This window comes from Comamonas suwonensis, from assembly GCF_012844455.2.
Lineage (GTDB): Bacteria > Pseudomonadota > Gammaproteobacteria > Burkholderiales > Burkholderiaceae_C > Comamonas > Comamonas suwonensis.
In genome coordinates this window covers 329,458-350,355 of the sequence record NZ_JABBCQ020000001.1, presented here as the reverse complement: position 1 = coordinate 350,355, position 20,898 = coordinate 329,458, and the positions used below count along the sequence as shown (strand labels likewise).

Sequence of the window (20,898 nt, the reverse complement as noted above, 5' to 3'; positions counted from 1 at the left end):
CACAGGCCAAAACCTGTGGGGCTTTTTACGGGGCATCCACTCAAACCAGCGGTAGCGCGATCACAAAGCTTGCGCCCTTGCCGCCGTCTTTTCGGTCTTCACAGCGAACAGTGCCTCCGTGGCGCTCTGCAATCGAGCGCACCAGCGACAGACCCAGACCCACGCCTCCAGATCGCTCGCTGGCACCAGGCAAACGGTAAAACTTCTCGAAGATACGCTCACGCTGCGCCTCGGGTACGCCAGGACCGTGATCTGCAACACAAATCAGCGCCATATTGCCTTGTTTGGAGAGCGACAGCGTGATCTCACCTGCGCTGTAACGACGAGCGTTTTCCAGCAGGTTGCGCACTGCGCGGCGCAGCAGTTTGGCAATGCCTTGCACTTCCAGCGGACCGTCGGCTTGCATGTCCAGATCCGCATCGATGCGCGCGCACTCTTCGGCGCAAAGGCCGATCAAATCGACGCACTCCACCGTCCCCACATCCACCTCACTGGAGTCCAGTCGACTGGCCAGCAAGATCTCATCGACCAGTTGATCCAGCTCGGTGATATTGCGCTGAATTTCGACCTTGGCACGAGCGCTGGCCGGGTCATTGCCCATGAATTCCAGCCCCATGCGGATACGCGTCAGCGGCGAGCGCAGCTCGTGCGAGGCGTTGGCCAGCAAGGATTTGTGCGATGTCATCAAGGTTTCGATGCGCTCGGCCGCCGCGTTGAATTGGTGGGCCAGGTCAGCCACTTCATCATGGCCGTGCTCGGGCACGCGCACCGATAGATCACCCTCGCCAAAACGCTTCACGCCGCGCTGTAGGTTTTCAAGTCGCTTGAGCAAGCGGCGAATGATGGGGAACACGCCCACGATCACGGCAACACCCACCAGCCCCAGCATCCACAAAAAGCCAAAGGGCGGACGCAACCAGAACGCGACAGCACCATCACGCGGTGGCGGGCGGCCGTCGCGCCACTCACGTGGGGCCATCCACAGCTCATAAGTTTGCCCATCTTTGGCGGCGATCTCAAAGCGCACACCATCTACTGGCGAGCCGGAAATGCGGTTACCACGCCCCTCAATCAGCACATCACCATCAGGGCCACGCACCGCCATTTCACGCGATGGTGCCGCCGCACTGTTCTGCACGCGCTGCTCTTCGGCGATATTCCAGGCCCATGCCACGCACAGCGTCAACACGGCCACGCCGATCACAACGGCCAGCCAGATGCGCAGGTACAGACGCTGAGAGAAAACATGCAGCAGCTTCATTGGGACATTTCCATCATCACGGGCACCGACAATCAATCCTGCTGTTTAGCGAAGACATAGCCCACACCGCGCACCGTCAAAATGCGTTTGGGGGCCTTGGGGTCCGCTTCAATCGCGGCACGAATGCGCCCCATGTGCACGTCGATAGAGCGGTCAAAAGCCTCCAGCTCGCGGCCGCGCACGGCTTCCATGATTTGGTCGCGCGTCAGCACGCGGCCTGCGCGTTCGGCCAGTGCGACCAGCAAGTCGAACTGGTAGGAGGTGAGATCGGCCACCTGCTCACCGACTGAAACGGTGCGTGCATCGCGGTCAATTTCAAGGCCGCCAAAACGCATGACAGCCGTCGATGGAGCAGCCTGATTTTCACTGCCTTTGCGGCGCAAGATGGCGCGAATACGGGCCAGCAGCTCGCGCGGTTCAAAGGGTTTGGGGAGGTAGTCATCAGCGCCAAGCTCCAGGCCGATGATGCGGTCCATGGGGTCGCCCTTGGCGGTCAGCATCAGTACGGGAACCTGAGCGGCTGCGCCGGGCATGGAACGGATACGGCGGCAGACTTCGAGGCCGTCCATGTCAGGCAGCATCAGGTCCAGAATCACCAGATCCGGCTGTTCCGCCGATCCGCCATCTGCGGGCTGCAGCTGGTCCAGACCGCTTTTGCCGTCGGCCTTATGGGTCACTTCCAGGCCGTTATTGCCCAGATAGTCGCTCACCATTTGCGCCAGGCGAACGTCGTCCTCAATCATCAGAAGTTGGTGCGTGCTCATAGGGGGCAGTGTAGTCATGCTCGCGCCTTAATTTTTCTTCAAGGCCCCATGCTGCAACACGCAGGTGATCTGCTCTTGTCTGGCGCGTAAAGTTGGGTAAACCGCCCTCTTTCCACAAAAACAATAGCTACCAGCGCTTATCCATCAAGCGCCAGACCCCATTTTTACCTTGGATGCCAGATAGATCAGCAGCAGCACAGGGAAGCCCATCAGTGCCGTGGTGTGGAAGAACGCCTCGTAACCAAAAGCATCTACAAAAACGCCGGAGTAGCCAGCCAGCCACTTGGGCGCCAACAGCATCATGGAGCTGAACAGCGCGTATTGCGTGGCCGAGTACTGCACATTGGTCAGACCCGAGAGATAGGCAATGAAGGCCGCCGAGGCAATACCACCCGCCAGATTGTCGGCACTGACCACCCAGACCAGTGCCGATACATCGTGGCCACGTGTGGCCAGCCAGGCAAAGAGCAGGTTGGTTCCAGCTGACAGAACCGCTCCCAGCATCAGAACGCGCATTACGCCCCAGCGCACGGCCATGGTGCCGCCTACAAAGCCACCCACCAGCGTCATGATGACGCCGAACACCTTGGTCACAGCGGCCACTTCTTCCTTGGTGTACCCCATGTCCACATAGAAGGGGTTGGCCATGATTCCCATGACCACGTCACTCACACGATACAGGCCAATCAGCGCCAGCAGCAGCAGCGCCTGCCAGCGGTAGCGGCCAATAAAGTCAGAAAACGGTGCAATCAGCGCACCTTGAATCCATTCCGATGCGTTGCGCGCAGGGGCCATGGGGCGGGCCTCAGGCTCTGGCGAGAGCAGCACCGTAATCATGCCCACCAGCATGCTGGCCGCCATGGCCGTATAGGCCACATGCCAGGCCTGCACCACATAGCCCTGCGCATCGCCCTGCACCCTTGAGGCGACCCACAGCACACCCGCACCGGCCCAGATCATGGCCAGGCGATAGCCGGTCTGGTAGGTGGCGGCCAGCGCGGCCTGATCGTCCACCTTGGCAGATTCGATGCGGTAGGCATCAAGGGCAATGTCTTGCGTGGCCGAACCAAAAGCCACCAGCAATGCGCAGATCACCAGCGGCTGTAAAGCCTGCTTGGGGTCCATGAAAGACATGCCCAGCAGTCCCGCAACAATCAGCAGCTGCGAAAACAGCAGCCAGCTGCGACGCCGGCCCAGAAGTCTTGTCGCGACCGGCAGGGGCAGCCTGTCCACCAGTGGTGACCAGACCCACTTGAAGGCATAAGCCAGCCCCACCCAGCTCAAAAAACCAATCGTGCTACGGTCAATACCGGCCTCGCGCAGCCAGAAGCTCAACGTGCCCAACACCAGCAGCAGCGGCAGCCCCGCCGAGAAGCCCAGAGCCAGCATTCGCAAGCTGGTGGGCTGGGCATAGACCTTGAGAGCCTGGCCCCAGCTGCGCTTGGGCTCCGGCGTTGCCGCAGGGGTGATATGGGAGAGCTTGCTGCTTGTGTTGGTCGACTCGGTCATGGTCTGATTCTTTAAGGCTGCGGGCATTATCGGTTGCCTGCGCGCAGAGGCCGACGCTACCATCTGCGTGCCTGCCCCCTCTTCTGTAAGCAAGTTCTACCTATGAGCCGTAACACCGCATCCCTGCGAACTGTGCTTGATCAAGCGCAGGCCTCGGTGCGCAGCTATCACGGCGAGCATCAGGCCCATGCCCACGGCTATGCGCAGATTCTGTTTGCGCTGCAAGGGCGCATGGAGCTGGAGGTCGGCGGCAGGCCCAGCTTTGTCGACAGCGCCTGCGGCATGGTCATCCCTGCGGGCACCGACCACGGCTATCTGGCGCAGCCGCAAACGCAGGTGCTGGTGATTGATGCCCCCATGGCGCAGGGGCTGGATAAGCTGCGCCGCTTTGCAGTGCCGCCGCCGCTGCGCTATCCCCAGTCCAGCCTGTCTGCAGCTGCGCAAATGGCACTGGTGCTGCAAGCTCCCACGCTGCTGCAACGCCGCGGACTGGACTTGCTGTGGTTGCAATACCAGGTCCAGGCCACATTGCATGAAAACTGGCCCACTGCGCGACTGGCGGCCTTGATGCATTTGAGCGTGGCCCAGTTCCATGCCCGCTTTGTAGAACTGGCAGGCCACACGCCGCAAAACTGGCTGCGCGGCCTGCGCCTTGATGCGGCGGTGCAGCAACTCAAACAAGGCGCTGCGCTGGAGGCCACGGCGCTGCGCTGCGGCTATGCATCGGCCAGCGCACTGGCCTATGCCCTGCGGCGCGAACGTGGCGTGACGTCTCGCCAGCTGCGTGAGCAGCGCTGACTCAGCAACCCATCACCACAAGCGTTCCTCGATAGTTGCCACGCTTGCTGCAGCGCATGATGGCGCTCTCATGTCCTCTTCCTCCACTCGTTCCCTCCCCTCCGCCACCGCCTCATTAGGGCCTGTGGGCCTGGTGCTGGCCGCCGCCATGCTCTGGGGCACCACGGGCACGGCACAGCACTTTGCACCGGCACAGCTCTCGCCCTATTGGGTCGGGGGGCTGCGCATGGTCATGGCAGTGCTGTTTTTTATCGCTCTGGCTTGGGTGATGGACAGAGGCCACCGGTCATTACCGATTCGCTGGGGTCGCCTGGTGTTTTGCGGGCTGTGCATGGCGATCTACAACCTGAGCTTTTTTGCAGGCATCAAAGCCAGCGGTGTGGCGCTGGGAACGGCTCTGGCCATTGGCAGCGGCCCCATCTGGGCCGGACTGATGCAGGCTGTCGTGCAAAAGCGCATGCCCAGCCCGCAGTGGTGGCTGGGAACCGGCATAGGCGTAGGCGGCGGCATTGTCATGGCGCTGGCCACGGCGGACAGGCAACACCTGCCATGGGTAGGCATGGCACTATGCCTGCTGGCGGGGCTTTCTTATGCGGCCTATGCACTGGTCAATCAGGCGCTGGTCATGCAGGCGCGTGTGGCCACAGTCAACGCCTGGGTGTTCGGTTGCGCCGCGCTGTTGTCACTGCCATTTGCCTCATGGCTGGGGGGTCCGCTACAAGTCAGCCCCAGCGGCTGGGCCGTCGTTATCTATTTGGGCATCGTGGCGACAGGCGTGGCCTATCTGCTGTTCTCAATAGGTTTACGCGGCATGTCTGCAGCCACTGGCGTGGCGCTCAGCAAGGCAGAACCCATTACGGCCTTTGCGCTGTCGCTGCTGATCGTGGGTGAGCGACCTGCATGGTGGTCGGTGCTCGGCCTGCTGGGCGTGATTGGCGGCCTGTGGCTGGTGGTACAGGCGGAGAGAAGGTCTGCAGAAGCCGTCTGACCCTTGGTCTGCTATGGCTCGCATAGACTTGGCGCTTATGCACGCAACCATTTCCCTACTGTGCCAGTACGCCACTCGCCACTCCTTGCTGGTGGCCCTTGCCTGCACCCCGCTGATGCACGCGCCTGCGCAGGCCCAGGTCGATGTAGGCAAGGCATCGGTGATGCGCCAGCTGGTTCCGGCGGAAACGCTTGAAAACTCGGCCACGCAGCAGTACCAGGAATTGCTGCAGCAAGCCAAGGCCAAAGGGGCACTCGCAGACGGCAACAACGCCCAGTTGCAGCGCATTCGCGCCATTGCACAGCGCCTCATCCCCTACGCGGCACAATGGAACCCGCGCGCCAGCCAATGGAAGTGGGAGGTCAACCTCATCGCCAGCAAGCAGATCAACGCCTTTTGCATGCCCGGCGGCAAGATTGCCTTCTACACCGGCATCATCGACCAGCTCAGACTGACGGACGATGAAATCGCCATGATCATGGGCCATGAAATGGCACATGCGCTGCGCGAGCATTCGCGCGAGCAACTGGCCAAAAATCAGGCCACCAGCATCGGCATATCACTGGGTGCGCAGTTGCTGGGTCTGGGCGATATTGGCAGCACGGCAGCGCGCCTTGGCGGGCAGTTACTCAGCCTCAAGTTCAGCCGCAACGATGAAAGCGATGCAGACCTGGTGGGCCTTGAGCTGGCCGCCCGCGCGGGCTACAACCCGCAGGCCGCTGTGAGCCTATGGCGCAAGATGGGTGAAGCCACGGGCGAAGGCGGCATAGGCTTTCTCTCCACCCACCCCACGGGCCCCAGCCGCATTCGCCAGCTCGAAGGCAATGTGCCGCGCGTCATGGGCCTGTACGAGCAGGCGCGCAAACGCTAAGCGCAGCACTGAAAACCCGCTCTCGCCTGTCCACGCAGTCGCTCTATAGTGGTTTGTTGCCACCGGAGGTTCTGCATGCAAGCCCTGGATACCCATGACGTTTTCAATCAGGTTGATGAGCTGACCGGCATCAACCTGCTTCAGTCCGATGTGGCCTTGCAAGAAGCGCTGCAACGCCAGCAGGCGCAGGTCTTTACGCCAGCACTCGACCGCTTTGCGCAGCAGCTTGGCCAGAAGGCCAATTGGGAGCATGCCGAGCTGGCCAACCGCCACACGCCGGAGCTGCAACGCTTTGATGCACGCGGGCGCGTGCAGGATTCCGTGGAATTCCACCCCAGCTGGCACAGCCTGATGGCGTTGTACCGCGAACAAGGCCTGATCTCGCTGCCGTTTGAGCGCTCGGATAAAGGCCGCTGGAGCGCATGGGCCGCGGGCTTTTATCTGCATGGGCAGGTTGAGCAAGGCACGCTATGCCCGGCAACCATGACCACGGCGGCTATTCCCTTGCTGCAAAAAGAGCCGCAGCTCTGGAGCCAGTTGCAGGCCCAGCTCTACAGCCACGAATACGATGCCCGCGATGTACCGCTGAGCCAGAAAAAATCCATCTGGATAGGCATGGGCATGACAGAAAAACAGGGCGGCTCTGACGTGCGCGCCAACACCACGGTGGCCCGCCCCATTCATGACGGCGGGCGGGGTGGCGAATATCTGCTGCGCGGCCACAAATGGTTCTTCTCAGCCCCCATGTGCGATGCGCATTTGGTTGTGGCGCGCATGGCTGCGCCCAATGGAGAGTTAGGCGGCCACGCCTGCTTTTTTGTGCCGCGCTGGCGGCCTGATGGCAGCAAGAACCCGGTGCGCATACAGCGCCTCAAAGACAAGGTGGGCAACCGCAGCAACTCCAGCTCCGAGGTGGAGCTGCAGGACGCCTGGGGCATTCTCATGGGTGAGGAAGGCAGGGGGATTCCCACCATCATCGAGATGGCCAGCTACACACGGCTGAACTGCGTGCTGGGCAGCGCGGCCATTTTTCGCACCGCTGTAGTCCAGTCAATTGCCTATGCGCGCCAGCGCTCGGCCTTCGGAAAAATCCTCTCAGATCAACCTCTGATGCGCTGTGTGCTTGCGGACTTAGCTCTCGAAAGCGAAGCATCGATGCAACTAGGAATGCATCTGGCGCAGGCCTATGAACGCGAGGCCGAAGGCGACCTGCTGGCCCGTGCCTGGAAACGCATCATGACCCCAGCCGCCAAGTTCTGGATCTGCAAACGCTCAGTCGAAATCACGGGCGAAGCCATGGAGGTTTTTGGCGGCAACGGCTATGTGCAGGAAAGCATTGTGTCGCGCCTGTTTCGCGAAGCGCCGGTCAACTCCATCTGGGAAGGGTCGGGCAATGTGATGTGCCTGGATGTGCTGCGCGCCATGGGCCGCGAGCCCGAAGCCACTCGTCTGCTGCTGCAGGACCTCATTAACATGGCAGCAGGGGAGCCCACGCTGACGCGGCTGGCTCAGTCGCTGGCCCAGCGCCTGTCTGCCGAGCCAGATGCGCTGGAACCGCAGGCTCGCAGACTGGTGCAAGACCTGGCTCTGCTGGCTCAGGCCTGCCTGCTGCGACAACATGCGCCGGCCTACATGGCTACTGGCTTTATCCACACCCGCCTGGGCGAGCAAAGCGGGGCCATGGTGGTTGGGGCCTTCAACCCGGCAGCCATCGATCTCTCGGCGATATTGCAACGCGCGCTGCCCGCCTGAAACGCGTCACGGCACCACCAGAGACTTCAGCTGTTTAAAGCTTTGCTGCAGGCTCTTACCGCTGGTATCGAGCAGATGGTCGGCCTTGGAGTAAAAGGCCGCGCGGCCCTGCAGAATACGGCGCAAATCGTCCATGGCCTCAGGATTGGCAGCCATGGGCCGCGTGTCGCCCTGCTCCACCACACGGCTCATGTGTTCCTCGGGCTGGGCCTGCAACCACACGGTGGTGCAGTGGCTGAGCAATTCGTTGAAGGTCGCAGGGTCTGACACGATGCCGCCCGGCGTGGCGATCACCACATCGCTGTAAATCTGCACCGCTTCTTCCAGCGCACGACGCTCATAGCGTCGATAAGCACCGGCCCCATAGAGGTCATAAATCTCGCGCACGCTGCAGCCGGCGACGCGCTCAATTTCCTGGTTCAGCTCCAGAAATGGCACGTTCAGCTGTTCGGCCAACATGCGGCCCAGCGTGGACTTGCCCGCACCGCGCAAACCGATCAATGCAATGCGGGTGCCGCGATGCGGATCACCGCTGGGTGCCGTACCCAGAATCTCGCCCGCAGCCAGTCGCACGCGCTGCAAATCGGCTTCGCTGCGGCCTTCCAGCAGCTCACGCAGCAGCAGCCATTCAGCGCTGGAGGTGGTTACATCGCCCAGTAACTCGGCCATGCTGCAGCGCAGTGCCTGTGCAATTTGCTGCAGCACCAGGATGGAGACATTGCCCGTGCCGTATTCAAGATTGGCCAGATGGCGCTCCGACACCTCGGCGGCAGATGCCAATCCACGGCGTGTCAAACCACGGCTGGCGCGCAGATTGCGCACCCGCTCACCCAGCGCCTGCAGCAGCGCATTCTTGCCTGCTTCACCCTCTTGCATATCCAGTTCTGGTGCCGTCACTAACTGATCCATAAAGCTCCTCAGAGGGGGTGAATGATAAACAGTCGGGGTTAACGCCATACATGCAATATATTGCTTGACACTGGATTGTCTCGTATTTATCTTTTGAATGCACGCACAATATTGCATGTTTCATCGAAGATTAGATGCAGCTCAAAGCCGCACTTCAGGAGACACTTATGTCCGCCCTCACGATCCGTACATTTGCCACCAATGAGGTCAGCCAATGACCGAGCTACTTGCCAACCATATTGCCGGGCGCTGGCAAGTCGGCAGTGGCCCGGGCAGCCGCTTGATGGACCCGGTTCTGGGCACCGAGCTGGTTCGCGTCGATGCCTCCGGACTTGATCTGCACGCGGCCTTTGCCTTTGCCCGTGACACCGGCGGCCAGGCTCTGCGGGCCATGAGCTATGCCCAGCGCGCCCAGTTGCTGGCGGAGATTGCCGCCGTGCTGCAAGCCCACCGCGATGCGTATTACGAAATTTCCACCGCCAACAGCGGCACGGTGAAGAACGATACCGCCGTGGATGTGGATGGCGGAATCTACACCTTGAGCCAATACGCCAAGTGGGGCGCAACGCTAGGCAATGTCAAGCATCTGAGCGATGGCGCAGCCGTGGCACTGGCCAAAGAGGCCGCGTTTCAGTCCCTGCATATCCAAGTGCCCACGCGCGGCGTGGCACTGTTTATCAACGCCTTCAATTTTCCCGGCTGGGGACTGTGGGAAAAAGCAGCGCCGGCCCTGCTCTCGGGCGTGCCTATCATCATCAAGCCCGCCACGGCAACGGCCTGGCTCACACAGCGCATGGTCAGGGATGTGATCGACGCGGGTGTTCTGCCACCGGGTGCGCTGTCTATCATCTGCGGCAGCGCTGCCGGGTTGATGGATCAGCTGCAGCCCATGGATGTGCTGTCTTTCACCGGCTCAGCCGACACCGCAGCCACCATTCGCAGCCACCACGCCATCACCCGTCATTCAGTGCGCTGCAATATCGAAGCCGACAGCGTGAACAGCGCACTGCTGCTGCCCGGCCACGCCGCCAGCAGCGAAGCCGTGACTCTGCTGGCGCGTGAAGTGGCCCGTGAAATGACCATCAAATCAGGCCAGAAATGCACGGCCATACGGCGCATTCTGGTGCCGCAAAATCTGTATGACGAGGTGGCTCAGGCCATCGCCGCGCAGCTTGCCAAAGTCACCGTTGGCAACCCGCACAATGACGCCGTACGCATGGGATCGCTCGTCAGCCGTGCGCAGTACGACAGCGTGCAGCAAGGGCTGAACCAGTTGCTGACCCACACCACCGCGCTGTATGACGGCAGAGCCAAGGCACTGGTCGATGCCGACCCTGGGATTGCCGCCTGCGCTCAGCCGGTGCTGCTGGGCACGCAAGACCCCGACGGCAGCGCGCTGGTGCATGAGATGGAAGTTTTTGGCCCTGTGGCCACGCTCATTCCCTACCGCGACCTGGAGCACGCTCTGGCACTTGCACATCGGGGTCAGGGTTCGCTGGTCTGTTCGATCTATGGCGATGACAGCGACGCATTGGCCGCTGCGGCCAGCGATCTGGCCGCCAGCCACGGCCGCGTACATGTGGTCACGCCGGACGTCGCCAAGCTGCATACGGGCCATGGCAATGTCATGCCCCAGTCCCTGCATGGCGGGCCGGGCCGTGCAGGTGGCGGTGCCGAGCTGGGCGGCTTGCGGGCACTGGATTTTTACCACCGCAAAAGCGCCATGCAGGCCGCACCCTGCGTGCTGCAGGCACTGGGTGCAACGACGGGAGTCTGACCATGACTGATTTCAGCCAGCCCTTCAATTTCGCCCAGCACCTGTTCAATCTCAATCAGGACCGGGCTGACAAGATTGCCTACACCGATGACCAAGGCACGCTCAGCTATGCGCAGCTGCAGGAACAAGCCCGCCGCATTGCCCATGGCCTGCTGGCCGCAGGCATTCACCGCGAAGAGCGCGTGCTGCTGGTCATGCACGATATGCGCGAATGGGTCATCTCGTTTTTAGGAGCTATGTACGCAGGCGTGGTGCCGGTTGCGGTCAATACCTTGCTCACCTCTGCCGACTATGCCTACATGCTCGAGCATTGCCGCGCACAGGCCATCCTGACCAACGGCGCACTGGTTCCCGCAGTGCAGCAGGCACTCAACCAAGCGCAACACGAAGTCAACCACATCTGGGTCGCCAGACCTGAAGAAGCGCCGCAGGGTCTGCCCCCCGCCTTCGAGCCCATGCAGCCCTGGCTGGCCCAGCAGACGGCACTGCCACAGGCCGCCAGAACCATGGGAGACGACCCCGGTTTCTGGCTGTATTCATCGGGCTCCACCGGAAAACCCAAGGGCGCAGTTCACACCCACGCCAACCCGTACTGGACGGCCGAGCTGTATGGAAAACCGGTACTGGGATTGCACGAAAACGATGTCTGTTTCTCTGCCGCCAAGCTCTACTTTGCCTACGGTCTTGGCAACGCCCTGACCTTTCCTTTGAGTGTGGGCGCCAGCGTAGTTCTGATGGCCGAACGCCCCACGCCAGAAGCCGTTTTCGCGCGCTGGACGCAGCATCAGCCCACGGTATTTTTCGGAGCGCCTACGGGCTTTGCGGGCATGCTGGCTCACCCCGCCTTGCCCGGGCGCGAGCAGGTCAGCCTGCGCATGTGCTCGTCGGCTGGCGAAGCCCTGCCGGCGGAGATTGCCCAGCGCTTCAAGAACCACTTCGGTGCCGATATCGTGGACGGCATTGGCTCCACCGAGATGCTGCATATCTTCCTCTCCAACCGGCCTGACGACATACGCTACGGCAGCACCGGCAAGCCGGTTCCCGGCTATGCGGTAGAGCTGCGCGGTGAAGACGGAAAGCCCGTTGCCGATGGTGAGATTGGCGATCTTTTCATCAAAGGCCCCAGCGCCGCACTGATGTATTGGGCCAACCGCGACAAGACGCGCGACACCTTTCAGGGCGCATGGCTCAAAAGCGGTGACAAATATGTGCGCGACGCCGATGGCTACTACACCTACGCGGGCCGCAGCGACGACATGCTCAAGGTCAGCGGCATCTATGTCTCGCCCTTCGAGGTCGAATCCACGCTGCAGCTGCACCCCGCCGTGCTGGAGGCTGCCGTCATCGGTGTGACCGATGCCCAAGGCTTGACCAAGACCAAATCCTATGTGGTGTGCAAACCCGGTCACAGCACCAGCGAGGCCGAACTCAAGGCATTCGTCAAAGACCGGTTGGCGGCCTACAAATACCCACGCTTTATCGAGTTTGTCGACGAACTCCCCAAGACTGCGACCGGAAAAATTCAACGCTTTCGCTTGCGTGAATTGGAGCCAAAACCGCACTAAACCCTTGCCCAACAAGCGAATAAAGCTATGAAAACAGGAATGTACCGACTAGGGCAAGCGCTGGTTTTGCTTTAAACCTAAAGTTGTTAGAGTGCGCACGTGCATGCGTTCGAGCAAGCCACCCGCCAGTCAGAACCGGTGATTCAAGAGTACCCAGGCATTCGTCAATCAACCAGCAGGAGACAAGCATGAGCAAGCAATGGGCAACATGGAGCAAAGCCACAGCCATCGCACTGGCGGCCGCCGCAAGCTGCGGCAGTGTCATGGCACAGGAAAAGATCAAAGTCGGCTTCATGCTGCCCTTCAGTGGCACTTATGCAGCACTGGGCGTAGCGATTGAAAACGGCTTTCGCATGCAGGTGGCCGAACAAGGCGGAAAACTGGGTGGACGCGAAATCGAATACTTCAAGGTCGATGACGAATCCGACCCCGCCAAGGCCACGGACAACGTCAACCGCCTCATCAAACGCGACAAGGTCGATGTGATTGTCGGCACCGTGCACTCGGGCGTAGCCATGGCCATGGCAAAGGCCGCCAAGGAAAGCGGCACCGTACTCATCGTGCCCAATGCGGGCGCCGATGCCGTCACCGGTCCCATGTGCGCGCCCAATATCTTCCGCAGCTCTTTCAGCAACTGGCAGACCGCATACCCCATGGGTGTGGTGGCAGCCAAAGAGGGCAAGAAAAACGCCATGACCATCACCTGGAAATACGCCGCCGGTGAGGAAGCGGTTGCAGGCATGAAGGAGGGTTTTGAGAAGAATGGCGGCAAGGTCAGCAAGCAGCTGACGCTGCCCTTCCCCAACGTCGAATTCCAGGCTCTGCTGACCGAAATTGCAGCGGCCAAACCCGATGCCGTGTTCTCCTTCTTCGCCGGTGCCGGCGCGGTGAAATTCGTCAAGGACTATCACGCCTCCGGCTTGTCCAAGACCATCCCGCTCTACGGCCCAGGCTTTCTGACCGACGGCACGCTGGAAGCCCAGGGCGAGGCCGCACAAGGCATGCTGACCACGCTGCACTATGCGGACGAGCTGGGCACGCCGCGCGACAAGACCTTCCGCACCAACTATGCCAAGAACTACAAGCTGCAGCCCGACGTGTATGCCGTGCAAGGCTATGACGCAGCGCAGATGCTGGCCGTGGGTCTGAAGGCTGCCGGCGGCGACATCACCAAAAAGGATGTCTTCCGCACCGCCATCGAAAAAGCCACGATTGCCAGCCCCCGCGGGGACTTCACGCTGAGCAAGGCACACAACCCCGTTCAGGACATCTATCTGCGCAAGGTGGATGGCAAGGAGAACAAGAAGATCAGCATTGCCATCAAGGGACTGGCGGACCCTGCACGCGGCTGCCGCATGTAAGACCAATACATGGCCCGTGAAACCGGGCCATGTGCGCTTTAACCGACTTCCTCCAGGACAAGGATTGCCGTGGATCTCGCCACCTTTTTGGTGCAGTGCCTGAACTCGATTCAGTACGGGCTGCTGCTGTTTCTGCTGGCCTCAGGCCTGACCTTGATCTTCGGCATCATGGGCGTGATCAATCTCGCCCATGGCAGCTTCTACATGATTGGCGCCTATGTGGCGTTTGCGCTGTCACCCTATCTGGGCCAGCATTTCATCACCATGCTGCTGGTGGGCGTGCTCATCACCGTGGTGCTGGGCTACGCGCTGGAATGGGCGTTTTTCAGCTTTCTCTACGAGCGCGACCACCTGCAGCAGGTACTGATGACCTATGGCCTGATTCTGGTGTTTGAAGGCCTGCGCGCCATCCTTGTGGGCAACGATGTGCATGGCGTGGAAAAGCCCGCGTGGCTGGCTGGAAGCTTTCCGCTGATGGGCATGATGCAGTACCCCTGGTACAACGTTTTCGCTGCACTGGCCTGCCTGATTGTGGCGCTGCTGATGTACTACACCGTCAACCGCACACGGCTGGGCATGATGATTCGCGCCGGTGCCAGCAACCGCGACATGGTGCGTGGTCTGGGCATCAATATCAAGCGCCTGTACCGCATCGTTTTCGCCGTGGGCGTCGCGCTGGCTGCTCTGGCCGGAATGATTGCCGCGCCCATGAGCTCGGTCTATCCCAACATGGGCTCCAGCGTGCTCATCATCTGCTTTGTGGTCGTCGTGATCGGCGGCATCGGCTCCATTACCGGCGCGCTGATTGCCTCGCTGCTGGTGGGCTTTGTCGACACCTTCGGCAAGGTATTTTTTCAGGAACTCAGCGGCATGAGCATCTATCTGCTGATGGCCGTCATCCTCGTCTGGCGACCCGAAGGTCTTCTGGGTAAACGGAGCTGAACATGAGCAACCCGCTACCCCACACCAACCAGGCCTACGCAGAAGCGCCTGCCGTCACCAGCCAGAGCCGCCCTATTCGCGCCAAAAGCGTGTGGGTGGGGGTTGTGCTGCCACTGGCCTGCGCCGTGCTGCTGGCGGCCGCTCAGCCCTTCTGGTCGGCCTATCTGTCTGATCTGGTCGTCAAGATCATGATCCTGTCCATCTTCGCGCTAAGCCTGCATATTCTGGTGGGCGGCGCGGGGCTGGTGAGTCTGGGCCATGCGGCCTACTTTGGCCTGGGTGCCTATGCAGCCGTGAAGGCTGCGGGGCCAGATGGCAGCAACTTTCTCGTCATGCTGAGCGCCGCTGTTGGCGCATCAGGGCTGTATGCGCTGGTGGTCGGCGCTTTAAGTCTGCGCACCAAGGGCGTGTACTTCATCATGGTCACGCTGGCCTTTGCACAGCTGGCCTTTTTTGTGGTGCATGACGTGGGCTACTTTGGCGGCAGCGACGGCATCTACCTCATGCAGCGTCCGGCCATTGGCGCGCTGGACATGGAAAGCAGCAGCACACAGTATTTCGTCGTGCTGGCCGCGCTGGTGCTGGTCTACGCCTTCATCGCCATGCTGCGCCACTCGCGCTTTGGTCATGCGTTGTCCGGCATTCGCGTCAACGAGCAGCGCATGCGCGCCGCCGGTTTTGCGACCTACGGCTACAAGCTTGCGGGCTTTGTAATTGCGGGTGCTCTGGCTGGACTGGCAGGCTTTCTGCTGGCTGCACGCGACGCCGTGGTCAACCCAGAACTGCTGGCCTGGCATCACTCGGGCGAGGTACTGCTGATGCTGATTCTGGGCGGCGTTGGCTCGCTGCGCGGCGCGGTACTGGGCACTATGACCTTTGTGCTGCTCAAGGAGCTGCTGAGCACGCACGCCATCATGGGCAATGCGGCCGACCACTGGCAGCTGACGCTGGGCATCGCCATCATCGTGCTCGTCGCCTTGCTGCCCAAAGGGCTCGTTGGCATCAACGATAAATGGCAAAAAAAGCCTGCAGCGCAGACAAGTAAAGCGCAAGCAGCTACCAATCAAGGAGCAAACAATGAGTGACGCTCCCCAACTTTCCGTGCGCGGCCTGACGCGGCGATTTGGTGGTCTGGTGGCCGTCAATGAGGTGAATCTGGATCTGCATCAGGGCGAGGTCCATGCCGTCATCGGCACCAACGGCGCGGGCAAATCCACGCTGATCAATATGCTCTCGGGCGAGATAGCGGTTAGCAGCGGCAGCATTGCGCTGGAAGGCCATGATGTCACCCGCATGCCCCAGCCCCTGCGCGCCAAGGCGGGCATTGGCCGCAGCTACCAGCGCACCACCATCTTCCCGGAATTCACGGTACTGGAAAACTGCCGCCTGACCGCACAGGCGCAGGCCCAACCACGTCCTTGGCGCATCTGGGAGTCTGCCCAGCATTGCGCCGCCAGCATGGAGCGCGCGCAGTCGGCCCTTGTGCGTGCAGGTCTGGCGCAACATGCCGAGCGCATTGCAGGCAGCCTGAGTCATGGAGCCAAGCGCCAATTAGAAGTCGCCATGTGCCTTGCCACTGCACCGCGAGTGCTGCTGCTGGATGAGCCGCTGGCCGGCATGGGTGCAGAAGAAACCGAGCGCATGCTGGTGCTGCTGCAGGAGCTGAAGCAAGCCCATGCCGTGCTGCTGGTGGAGCACGATATGGATGCCGTATTTCGCATCGCAGATCGCATCACGGTCATGGTTAATGGCAGCGTCGTGGCGACCGGTACCCCAGACCAGATCCGCACAGACCCCGTGGTACGCACGGCCTATCTGGGAGAGGAAGAACATGCTTGAAGCCGTGGCAGAAATCAGCTCCGCAATGCAGACCGAAAAAGCACTGTTCAGCCTACAGGATGTGCACAGTTTTTATGGCGACAGCCATATCCTGCACGGCGTCTCTCTGGCGCTGCCGCAAGGCAAGGCCGTAGGCCTGCTGGGGCGTAACGGCATGGGCAAGACCACCCTGATTCGCACCCTGATGGGCTATGTACCCGCCCGCTCTGGCCGGGTATTTGCAGATGGTAAGGAAGTGACGAATTTCGCCCCTGAAAAAATGGCCAAACTGGGCATTGGCTATGTGCCCGAAGGGCGCGGCGTGTTCCCCAATCTCTCCGTCAAGGAGAACCTGCTGATGAGCGCCAGAGCCGGGCTGGATGGCCAGAGAAACTGGACGTACGAGCGCGTGCTGGAAACCTTTCCGCGCCTCAAGGAACGGCTGTCCAACGGCGGCGATCAGCTATCAGGCGGCGAGCAGCAGATGGTGTCGATTGGTCGAGCGCTGATGACCAATCCGCGCCTGATGATTCTGGATGAAGCCACCGAAGGTCTGGCCCCACTGGTGGTCGCCGAAATCTGGCGCGTGATTGCCGAAATTCGCGCCACCGGCATCTCCACCTTGATCGTGGACCGCGACTATAAAAAAGTACTGGCCCACACCGATTACGCGGCGGTGATGGAGAAAGGAAAGCTGGCCTTGCAAGCCCCTTCTGCACAATTGCAGCAGCAGCCTGAGCCGCTTTCAAGCCTGCTGGGCGTATAAAGCAAAAGGGCCGTATGGCCCTTTATTCATAAGCGCAAGCAGCTCACTTTTTTGCTTTACTCCGCTTAGGCCACACCGCCCAGCGATGCGGCATCCAGGCGTGCATTTTTCGCCACTTCTGGCGGCAAAATCGCCATGGTCAGACTACAGCTGCAGGTCAGCTTGCCGTCTTCATCGCGCAGCTCTATGCCCCAGACATGGGTGGTGCGGCCCAGATGTGTGGGCCGCGCTGTGGCGGTGATCCAGCTGCCCTTGCGGCCTGCGCGTACATGGTTGGCCGAGACGTTGAGGCCCACACAGCGATAACCCTCAGGAATGCTGCAGGCCGCAGCCAGCGAACCCAGGGTTTCAGCCAGCACCACGCTGACGCCGCCGTGCAAGATGCCATAAGGTTGGCAGGTGCGCTCATCCACATGAATACGGGCGCAGACATAGTCGTCACCGTACTCGGTGAACTCAATGCCCAGGTGGGAAATTGCCGTGTTGGCACTGCCTGCGTTCAGTGCTTTGAGATCAAGCTCTCGGGTCCAGATCGCCATACCAGTCCTTGTTGTGCATGAAAAAAGGGCACTCTTTGCAGAGTGCCCTTCGATGCTACGGACTTGGTGCCGCAGAAGCTAGCACCAAGCGGACTAGGTAGCGATCACGCGCGCATGTCGCCCTTGTCCATGAAGCGCTGATGCCAGCTCAGGGCTTCGGTCAGGATGTGCGGCGTGTGCTGCGCGCCCTGCTGGCGCGAGCGGTCAAAGTAGTCCTGCAGCTGGTCGCGGTAGTCGGGGTGAACGCATTGGTCGATGATGACTTGCGCACGCTGCTTGGGCGAGAGGCCGCGCAGGTCGGCCAGGCCTTGCTCGGTGACGATGATCTGCGTGTCGTGCTCGGTGTGGTCCACGTGCGAGCACATGGGCACGATGCAGCTGATCTTGCCGTCCTTGGCCACGGAAGGCGTGACAAAGAAGGACAGGTAACCGTTGCGCGCAAAGTCGCCCGAGCCGCCGATGCCGTTCATCATGCCGGTGCCCATCACATGGGTGGAGTTGATGTTGCCGTAGATGTCGGCCTCGATCATCGAGTTCATGGCGATGATGCCCAGACGGCGCACCAGCTCCGGGTGATTCGAGATTTCCTGCGGACGCAGGATGATGCGCTCGCGATAAAAGTCGATTTTGTCCTCGAAGTCCTTGTAGGCCGCCGCAGACAGTGAGATGGAGGTGGCCGAGGCCTTGCTCATCTTGCCGGCGCGCAGCAGGTCCAGCATGCCATCCTGCAACACTTCGGTGAAACCCAGCAGATTCTCGAACGGGCTGTGCTGCAGACCGGCCAGCACGGCGTTGGCCACATTGCCCACGCCCGACTGGATGGGCAGCATTTCCTTGGGCAGGCGACCCATCTTCATCTCGTGCGCGAGGAAGTCGATGATGTAGCCGGCAATCTTGTTGGAGTTTTCGTCCGGTGTGGCAAACACGTTGTCGCGGTCACCCTTGTGGGTTTCCACCACGGCGATCACCTTGGCAGGGTCAACCTTTAGATAAGGCTCGCCAATACGGTCGTCGGCATGCGTCATGTTGATGGGCATGCGACGCGGCGGAATGGCCGTGCCGTAGTAGATGTCGTGCATGCCTTCCATCTTGGCGGGCGGCTTGGTGTTGACTTCCAGAATCACCTTGTCGGCGATCTCGAGCCAGGTCTTGTTGTTGCCCACTGCTGTGGAGGGAATCAGCAGACCATCGGCCGTCACACCCAGCACTTCGATCACGGCGATGCTCATATGGCCCAGAAAGCCAAACCATGCATGCTGTGCCACGTGGGACAGATGCATGTCAATGAAGTCAATCTCACCCGCATTCACAGCCTTGCGGGCAATAGGGTCGGTGTTGAAGGGCAGGCGCTGGCCCAGTGCATGGGCCTCAGCCATCACACCGTCGCACTCGGCGGCGGTAGATGCACCCGTCCAGACATTGATCTTGTAGGGCTTGCCTTGGGCATGCTCGGCCTTGGCACGGGCCGCGATGGCCTGGGGCAATGCCTTGGGGTAGCCGGCTCCGGTAAAGCCGCTCATGCCGACATTGACGCCATGCGGGATCATGGCGGCAGCCTCTTCGGCCGTCATGACGCGCGAGAGGAATTCTGGGTAACGTACGCGATCTGCGATGGTCATTGTTTGCTCCAAGCTCAGAGACTCCGCCCGAACATGCGAGCCTGAGCAGCGCGGACTTTGCTGTTCTTGTGGCCCATGCTCGATGCCTGGTCGGCACCTCTAAAAAAAACCGCCCGGGTAGGGCGGCGTATCTCCAGAGATAAATGTTACCAGCGCGGAACATCATTACCGGGGTTCGCCTCAAAGGCCCCGCGCTGTTGTCAGGGGAATGTCCCTGAGTTACATGTTGGCGCTTACTTATTTTGTACCTTAGTTTCAGATGGGCGATCGCCCATCGCCAGCAGCGCATACATGATGATGGCACCAAAGGTGGCGCAGCCGATGCCCCCCAGTGCAAATTCACCGAACTTCAGCGTGAATTCGCCCGTGCCCAGAATCAGGGTGATAGCAGCCACGATCAGATTCTTGATGTCGGAGAAATCCACCTTGTTGTCCACCCAGATCTTGGCACCAGCAATGGCGATCAGGCCAAACACGACGATGGACACACCGCCCATTACGGGCAGAGGAATGGCCTGAATCAGCGCGCCGAACTTGGGCGAGAAGCCCAGCAGCACGGCCAGCAAGGCCGCCACAAAGAACACGGCGGTGGAGTAAATGCGGGTAGCCGCCATCACACCAATGTTTTCAGCATAGGTGGTCACGCCTGTGCCGCCGGCCGCGCCGGAGACCATGGTCGCCACGCCATCACCGATGAAGGCACGGCCCATGTACTGGTCCAGGTTTTTGCCGGTCATGGCCGTCACGGCCTTGATGTGGCCCAGGTTCTCTGCCACCAGAATGATGACCACTGGCACGATCAGCAGCATGGCGTTGGTGCTGAACACCGGTGCGTGGAAGGAGGGAATGCCAAACCATGCCGCATTGGCCACGCCGCTCAGATCCACCGGCTTGCCCCAGCCCAGCATATTGGTGAAGACTGCGTAGAGCACGCTGGCCACCAGCAGGCCGATCAGAATCAGCAGTCGCTGCAGCATGCCGCGTGTGAACACCGCCACCAACGCCACGGACAGAAAGGTCAGTGCCTGCATCCACGACTCGAAGTTGTTGGATGCCATGTTCTTGATGGGGATGCCAGCCAAATTCAGGCCAATCACCGCCACCACTGCGCCGGTCACCACCGGGGGCATAAAGCGCTCAATCCAGCCCGTGCCAATGGCCTGCACCAGCACGCCCACCAGCATATAGACCAGACCGCAGGCAATGATGCCGCCCAGCGCCACGCCAATATTGGCATTGGCACCGTGGCTGGCCACATAGCCGGTGGCGACATTGACCACACCAATAAAGGCAAAGGACGAGCCCAGATAGCTGGGCACCTTGCCGCCGGTGATGATGAAGAAGATCAGCGTGCCGATACCGCTCATCAGCACCGCCAGATTCGGATCAAAGCCCATCAGGATGGGCGCCAGCACGGTGGAGCCAAACATGGCGATCACGTGCTGAATCCCCATCAAGCCGGTTTGCGCCCAGGGCAGCCGCTCATCGGGGCCGATAACGCCGCCGTCCTGCAAAACATCGGACGACTTCGGCGTCCATTCAAACATTCCCATCCCATCTCTCCTTGGAGGTCAAAACGGAGCAGATTATGGCAAGCCATGCTTGTCCAATGGGAGCGTGCAACCACTGGTAACGGCCAGTGGCAGTTTCTGGCGCAGG

18 protein-coding genes are annotated in these 20,898 nt (G+C 60.8%); 11 read left to right on the top strand and 7 right to left on the bottom strand.

Annotated elements, in window-relative coordinates; genetic code table 11:
• Window positions 1-40: 40 nt before the first annotated feature.
• The 3 genes from HF327_RS01545 to HF327_RS01535 form a co-directional block, all read right to left on the bottom strand.
• A complete protein-coding gene (locus tag HF327_RS01545) occupies window positions 41-1,261 on the bottom strand; it encodes a HAMP domain-containing sensor histidine kinase (RefSeq protein WP_169106561.1) in 1,221 nt (406 codons plus the stop codon).
• Between the two features lie 32 nt (window positions 1,262-1,293).
• The gene (locus tag HF327_RS01540; protein WP_169106560.1) at window positions 1,294-2,043 is read right to left on the bottom strand and encodes a response regulator; all 750 of its coding nucleotides are present in this window, start codon (window positions 2,041-2,043) and stop codon (window positions 1,294-1,296) included.
• Window positions 2,044-2,169: 126 nt separating this feature from the next.
• Window positions 2,170-3,534, bottom strand: a complete 1,365-nt coding sequence (locus HF327_RS01535; RefSeq protein ID WP_407927012.1) for an AmpG family muropeptide MFS transporter — start codon at window positions 3,532-3,534, stop codon at window positions 2,170-2,172.
• Between the two features lie 102 nt (window positions 3,535-3,636).
• On the opposite strand from HF327_RS01535, the gene HF327_RS01530 reads away from it, so the two are divergent.
• From HF327_RS01530 to HF327_RS01515, 4 genes are all read left to right on the top strand, one after another.
• Entirely contained in the window at window positions 3,637-4,332 is a 696-nt protein-coding gene (locus tag HF327_RS01530; protein ID WP_169106559.1) for a helix-turn-helix domain-containing protein, read from the top strand.
• A gap of 70 nt (window positions 4,333-4,402) precedes the next feature.
• A complete protein-coding gene (locus HF327_RS01525) occupies window positions 4,403-5,320 on the top strand; it encodes a DMT family transporter (protein WP_169106558.1) in 918 nt (305 codons plus the stop codon).
• A 37-nt stretch (window positions 5,321-5,357) separates the two neighbouring features.
• Entirely contained in the window at window positions 5,358-6,191 is an 834-nt protein-coding gene (locus HF327_RS01520) for a M48 family metallopeptidase (RefSeq protein WP_169106557.1), read from the top strand.
• A 75-nt stretch (window positions 6,192-6,266) separates the two neighbouring features.
• Window positions 6,267-7,943 carry an acyl-CoA dehydrogenase family protein gene (locus HF327_RS01515; protein WP_169106556.1) on the top strand — a complete coding sequence of 559 codons (1,677 nt, stop codon included), beginning with the start codon at window positions 6,267-6,269 and terminating at the stop codon, window positions 7,941-7,943.
• 6 nt (window positions 7,944-7,949) lie between these two features.
• Here HF327_RS01515 and HF327_RS01510 read toward each other — a convergent pair whose 3' ends face one another.
• A complete protein-coding gene (locus HF327_RS01510; protein WP_169106555.1) occupies window positions 7,950-8,852 on the bottom strand; it encodes a helix-turn-helix transcriptional regulator in 903 nt (300 codons plus the stop codon).
• 214 nt (window positions 8,853-9,066) lie between these two features.
• Between HF327_RS01510 and HF327_RS01505 the strand changes: the two genes are divergently transcribed.
• The 7 genes from HF327_RS01505 to HF327_RS01475 all read left to right on the top strand — a co-directional run bounded on the left by HF327_RS01505 (window position 9,067) and on the right by HF327_RS01475 (window position 17,081).
• Window positions 9,067-10,629 carry a 3,4-dehydroadipyl-CoA semialdehyde dehydrogenase gene (locus HF327_RS01505; RefSeq protein WP_169106554.1) on the top strand — a complete coding sequence of 521 codons (1,563 nt, stop codon included), beginning with the start codon at window positions 9,067-9,069 and terminating at the stop codon, window positions 10,627-10,629.
• A 2-nt stretch (window positions 10,630-10,631) separates the two neighbouring features.
• Complete coding sequence (locus HF327_RS01500) at window positions 10,632-12,194, top strand: benzoate-CoA ligase family protein (protein WP_169106553.1); 1,563 nt, start codon at window positions 10,632-10,634, stop codon at window positions 12,192-12,194.
• Between the two features lie 188 nt (window positions 12,195-12,382).
• A complete protein-coding gene (locus tag HF327_RS01495; protein ID WP_169106552.1) occupies window positions 12,383-13,555 on the top strand; it encodes an ABC transporter substrate-binding protein in 1,173 nt (390 codons plus the stop codon).
• Window positions 13,556-13,624: 69 nt separating this feature from the next.
• The gene (locus HF327_RS01490; RefSeq protein ID WP_169106551.1) at window positions 13,625-14,497 is read left to right on the top strand and encodes a branched-chain amino acid ABC transporter permease; all 873 of its coding nucleotides are present in this window, start codon (window positions 13,625-13,627) and stop codon (window positions 14,495-14,497) included.
• Window positions 14,498-14,499: 2 nt separating this feature from the next.
• Window positions 14,500-15,582, top strand: coding sequence for a branched-chain amino acid ABC transporter permease (locus HF327_RS01485; RefSeq protein ID WP_169106550.1), 1,083 nt, complete (start codon window positions 14,500-14,502; stop codon window positions 15,580-15,582).
• A complete protein-coding gene (locus HF327_RS01480) occupies window positions 15,575-16,336 on the top strand; it encodes an ABC transporter ATP-binding protein (protein WP_169106549.1) in 762 nt (253 codons plus the stop codon). Before HF327_RS01485 ends, HF327_RS01480 begins: the two co-directional genes overlap by 8 nt.
• 43 nt (window positions 16,337-16,379) lie before the next feature.
• Window positions 16,380-17,081: an ABC transporter ATP-binding protein gene (locus HF327_RS01475; RefSeq protein ID WP_169106677.1), complete on the top strand. Its 702-nt coding sequence runs from the start codon at window positions 16,380-16,382 to the stop codon at window positions 17,079-17,081.
• A 65-nt stretch (window positions 17,082-17,146) separates the two neighbouring features.
• On the opposite strand, the gene HF327_RS01470 is transcribed toward HF327_RS01475, so the two are convergent.
• From HF327_RS01470 to HF327_RS01460, 3 genes are all read right to left on the bottom strand, one after another.
• Window positions 17,147-17,620 carry a PaaI family thioesterase gene (locus tag HF327_RS01470; RefSeq protein ID WP_169106548.1) on the bottom strand — a complete coding sequence of 158 codons (474 nt, stop codon included), beginning with the start codon at window positions 17,618-17,620 and terminating at the stop codon, window positions 17,147-17,149.
• Between the two features lie 104 nt (window positions 17,621-17,724).
• Complete coding sequence (locus tag HF327_RS01465) at window positions 17,725-19,239, bottom strand: acetyl-CoA hydrolase/transferase family protein (protein WP_169106547.1); 1,515 nt, start codon at window positions 19,237-19,239, stop codon at window positions 17,725-17,727.
• 233 nt (window positions 19,240-19,472) lie between these two features.
• The gene (locus HF327_RS01460) at window positions 19,473-20,792 is read right to left on the bottom strand and encodes a solute carrier family 23 protein (RefSeq protein WP_169106546.1); all 1,320 of its coding nucleotides are present in this window, start codon (window positions 20,790-20,792) and stop codon (window positions 19,473-19,475) included.
• Window positions 20,793-20,898 lie beyond the last annotated feature (106 nt).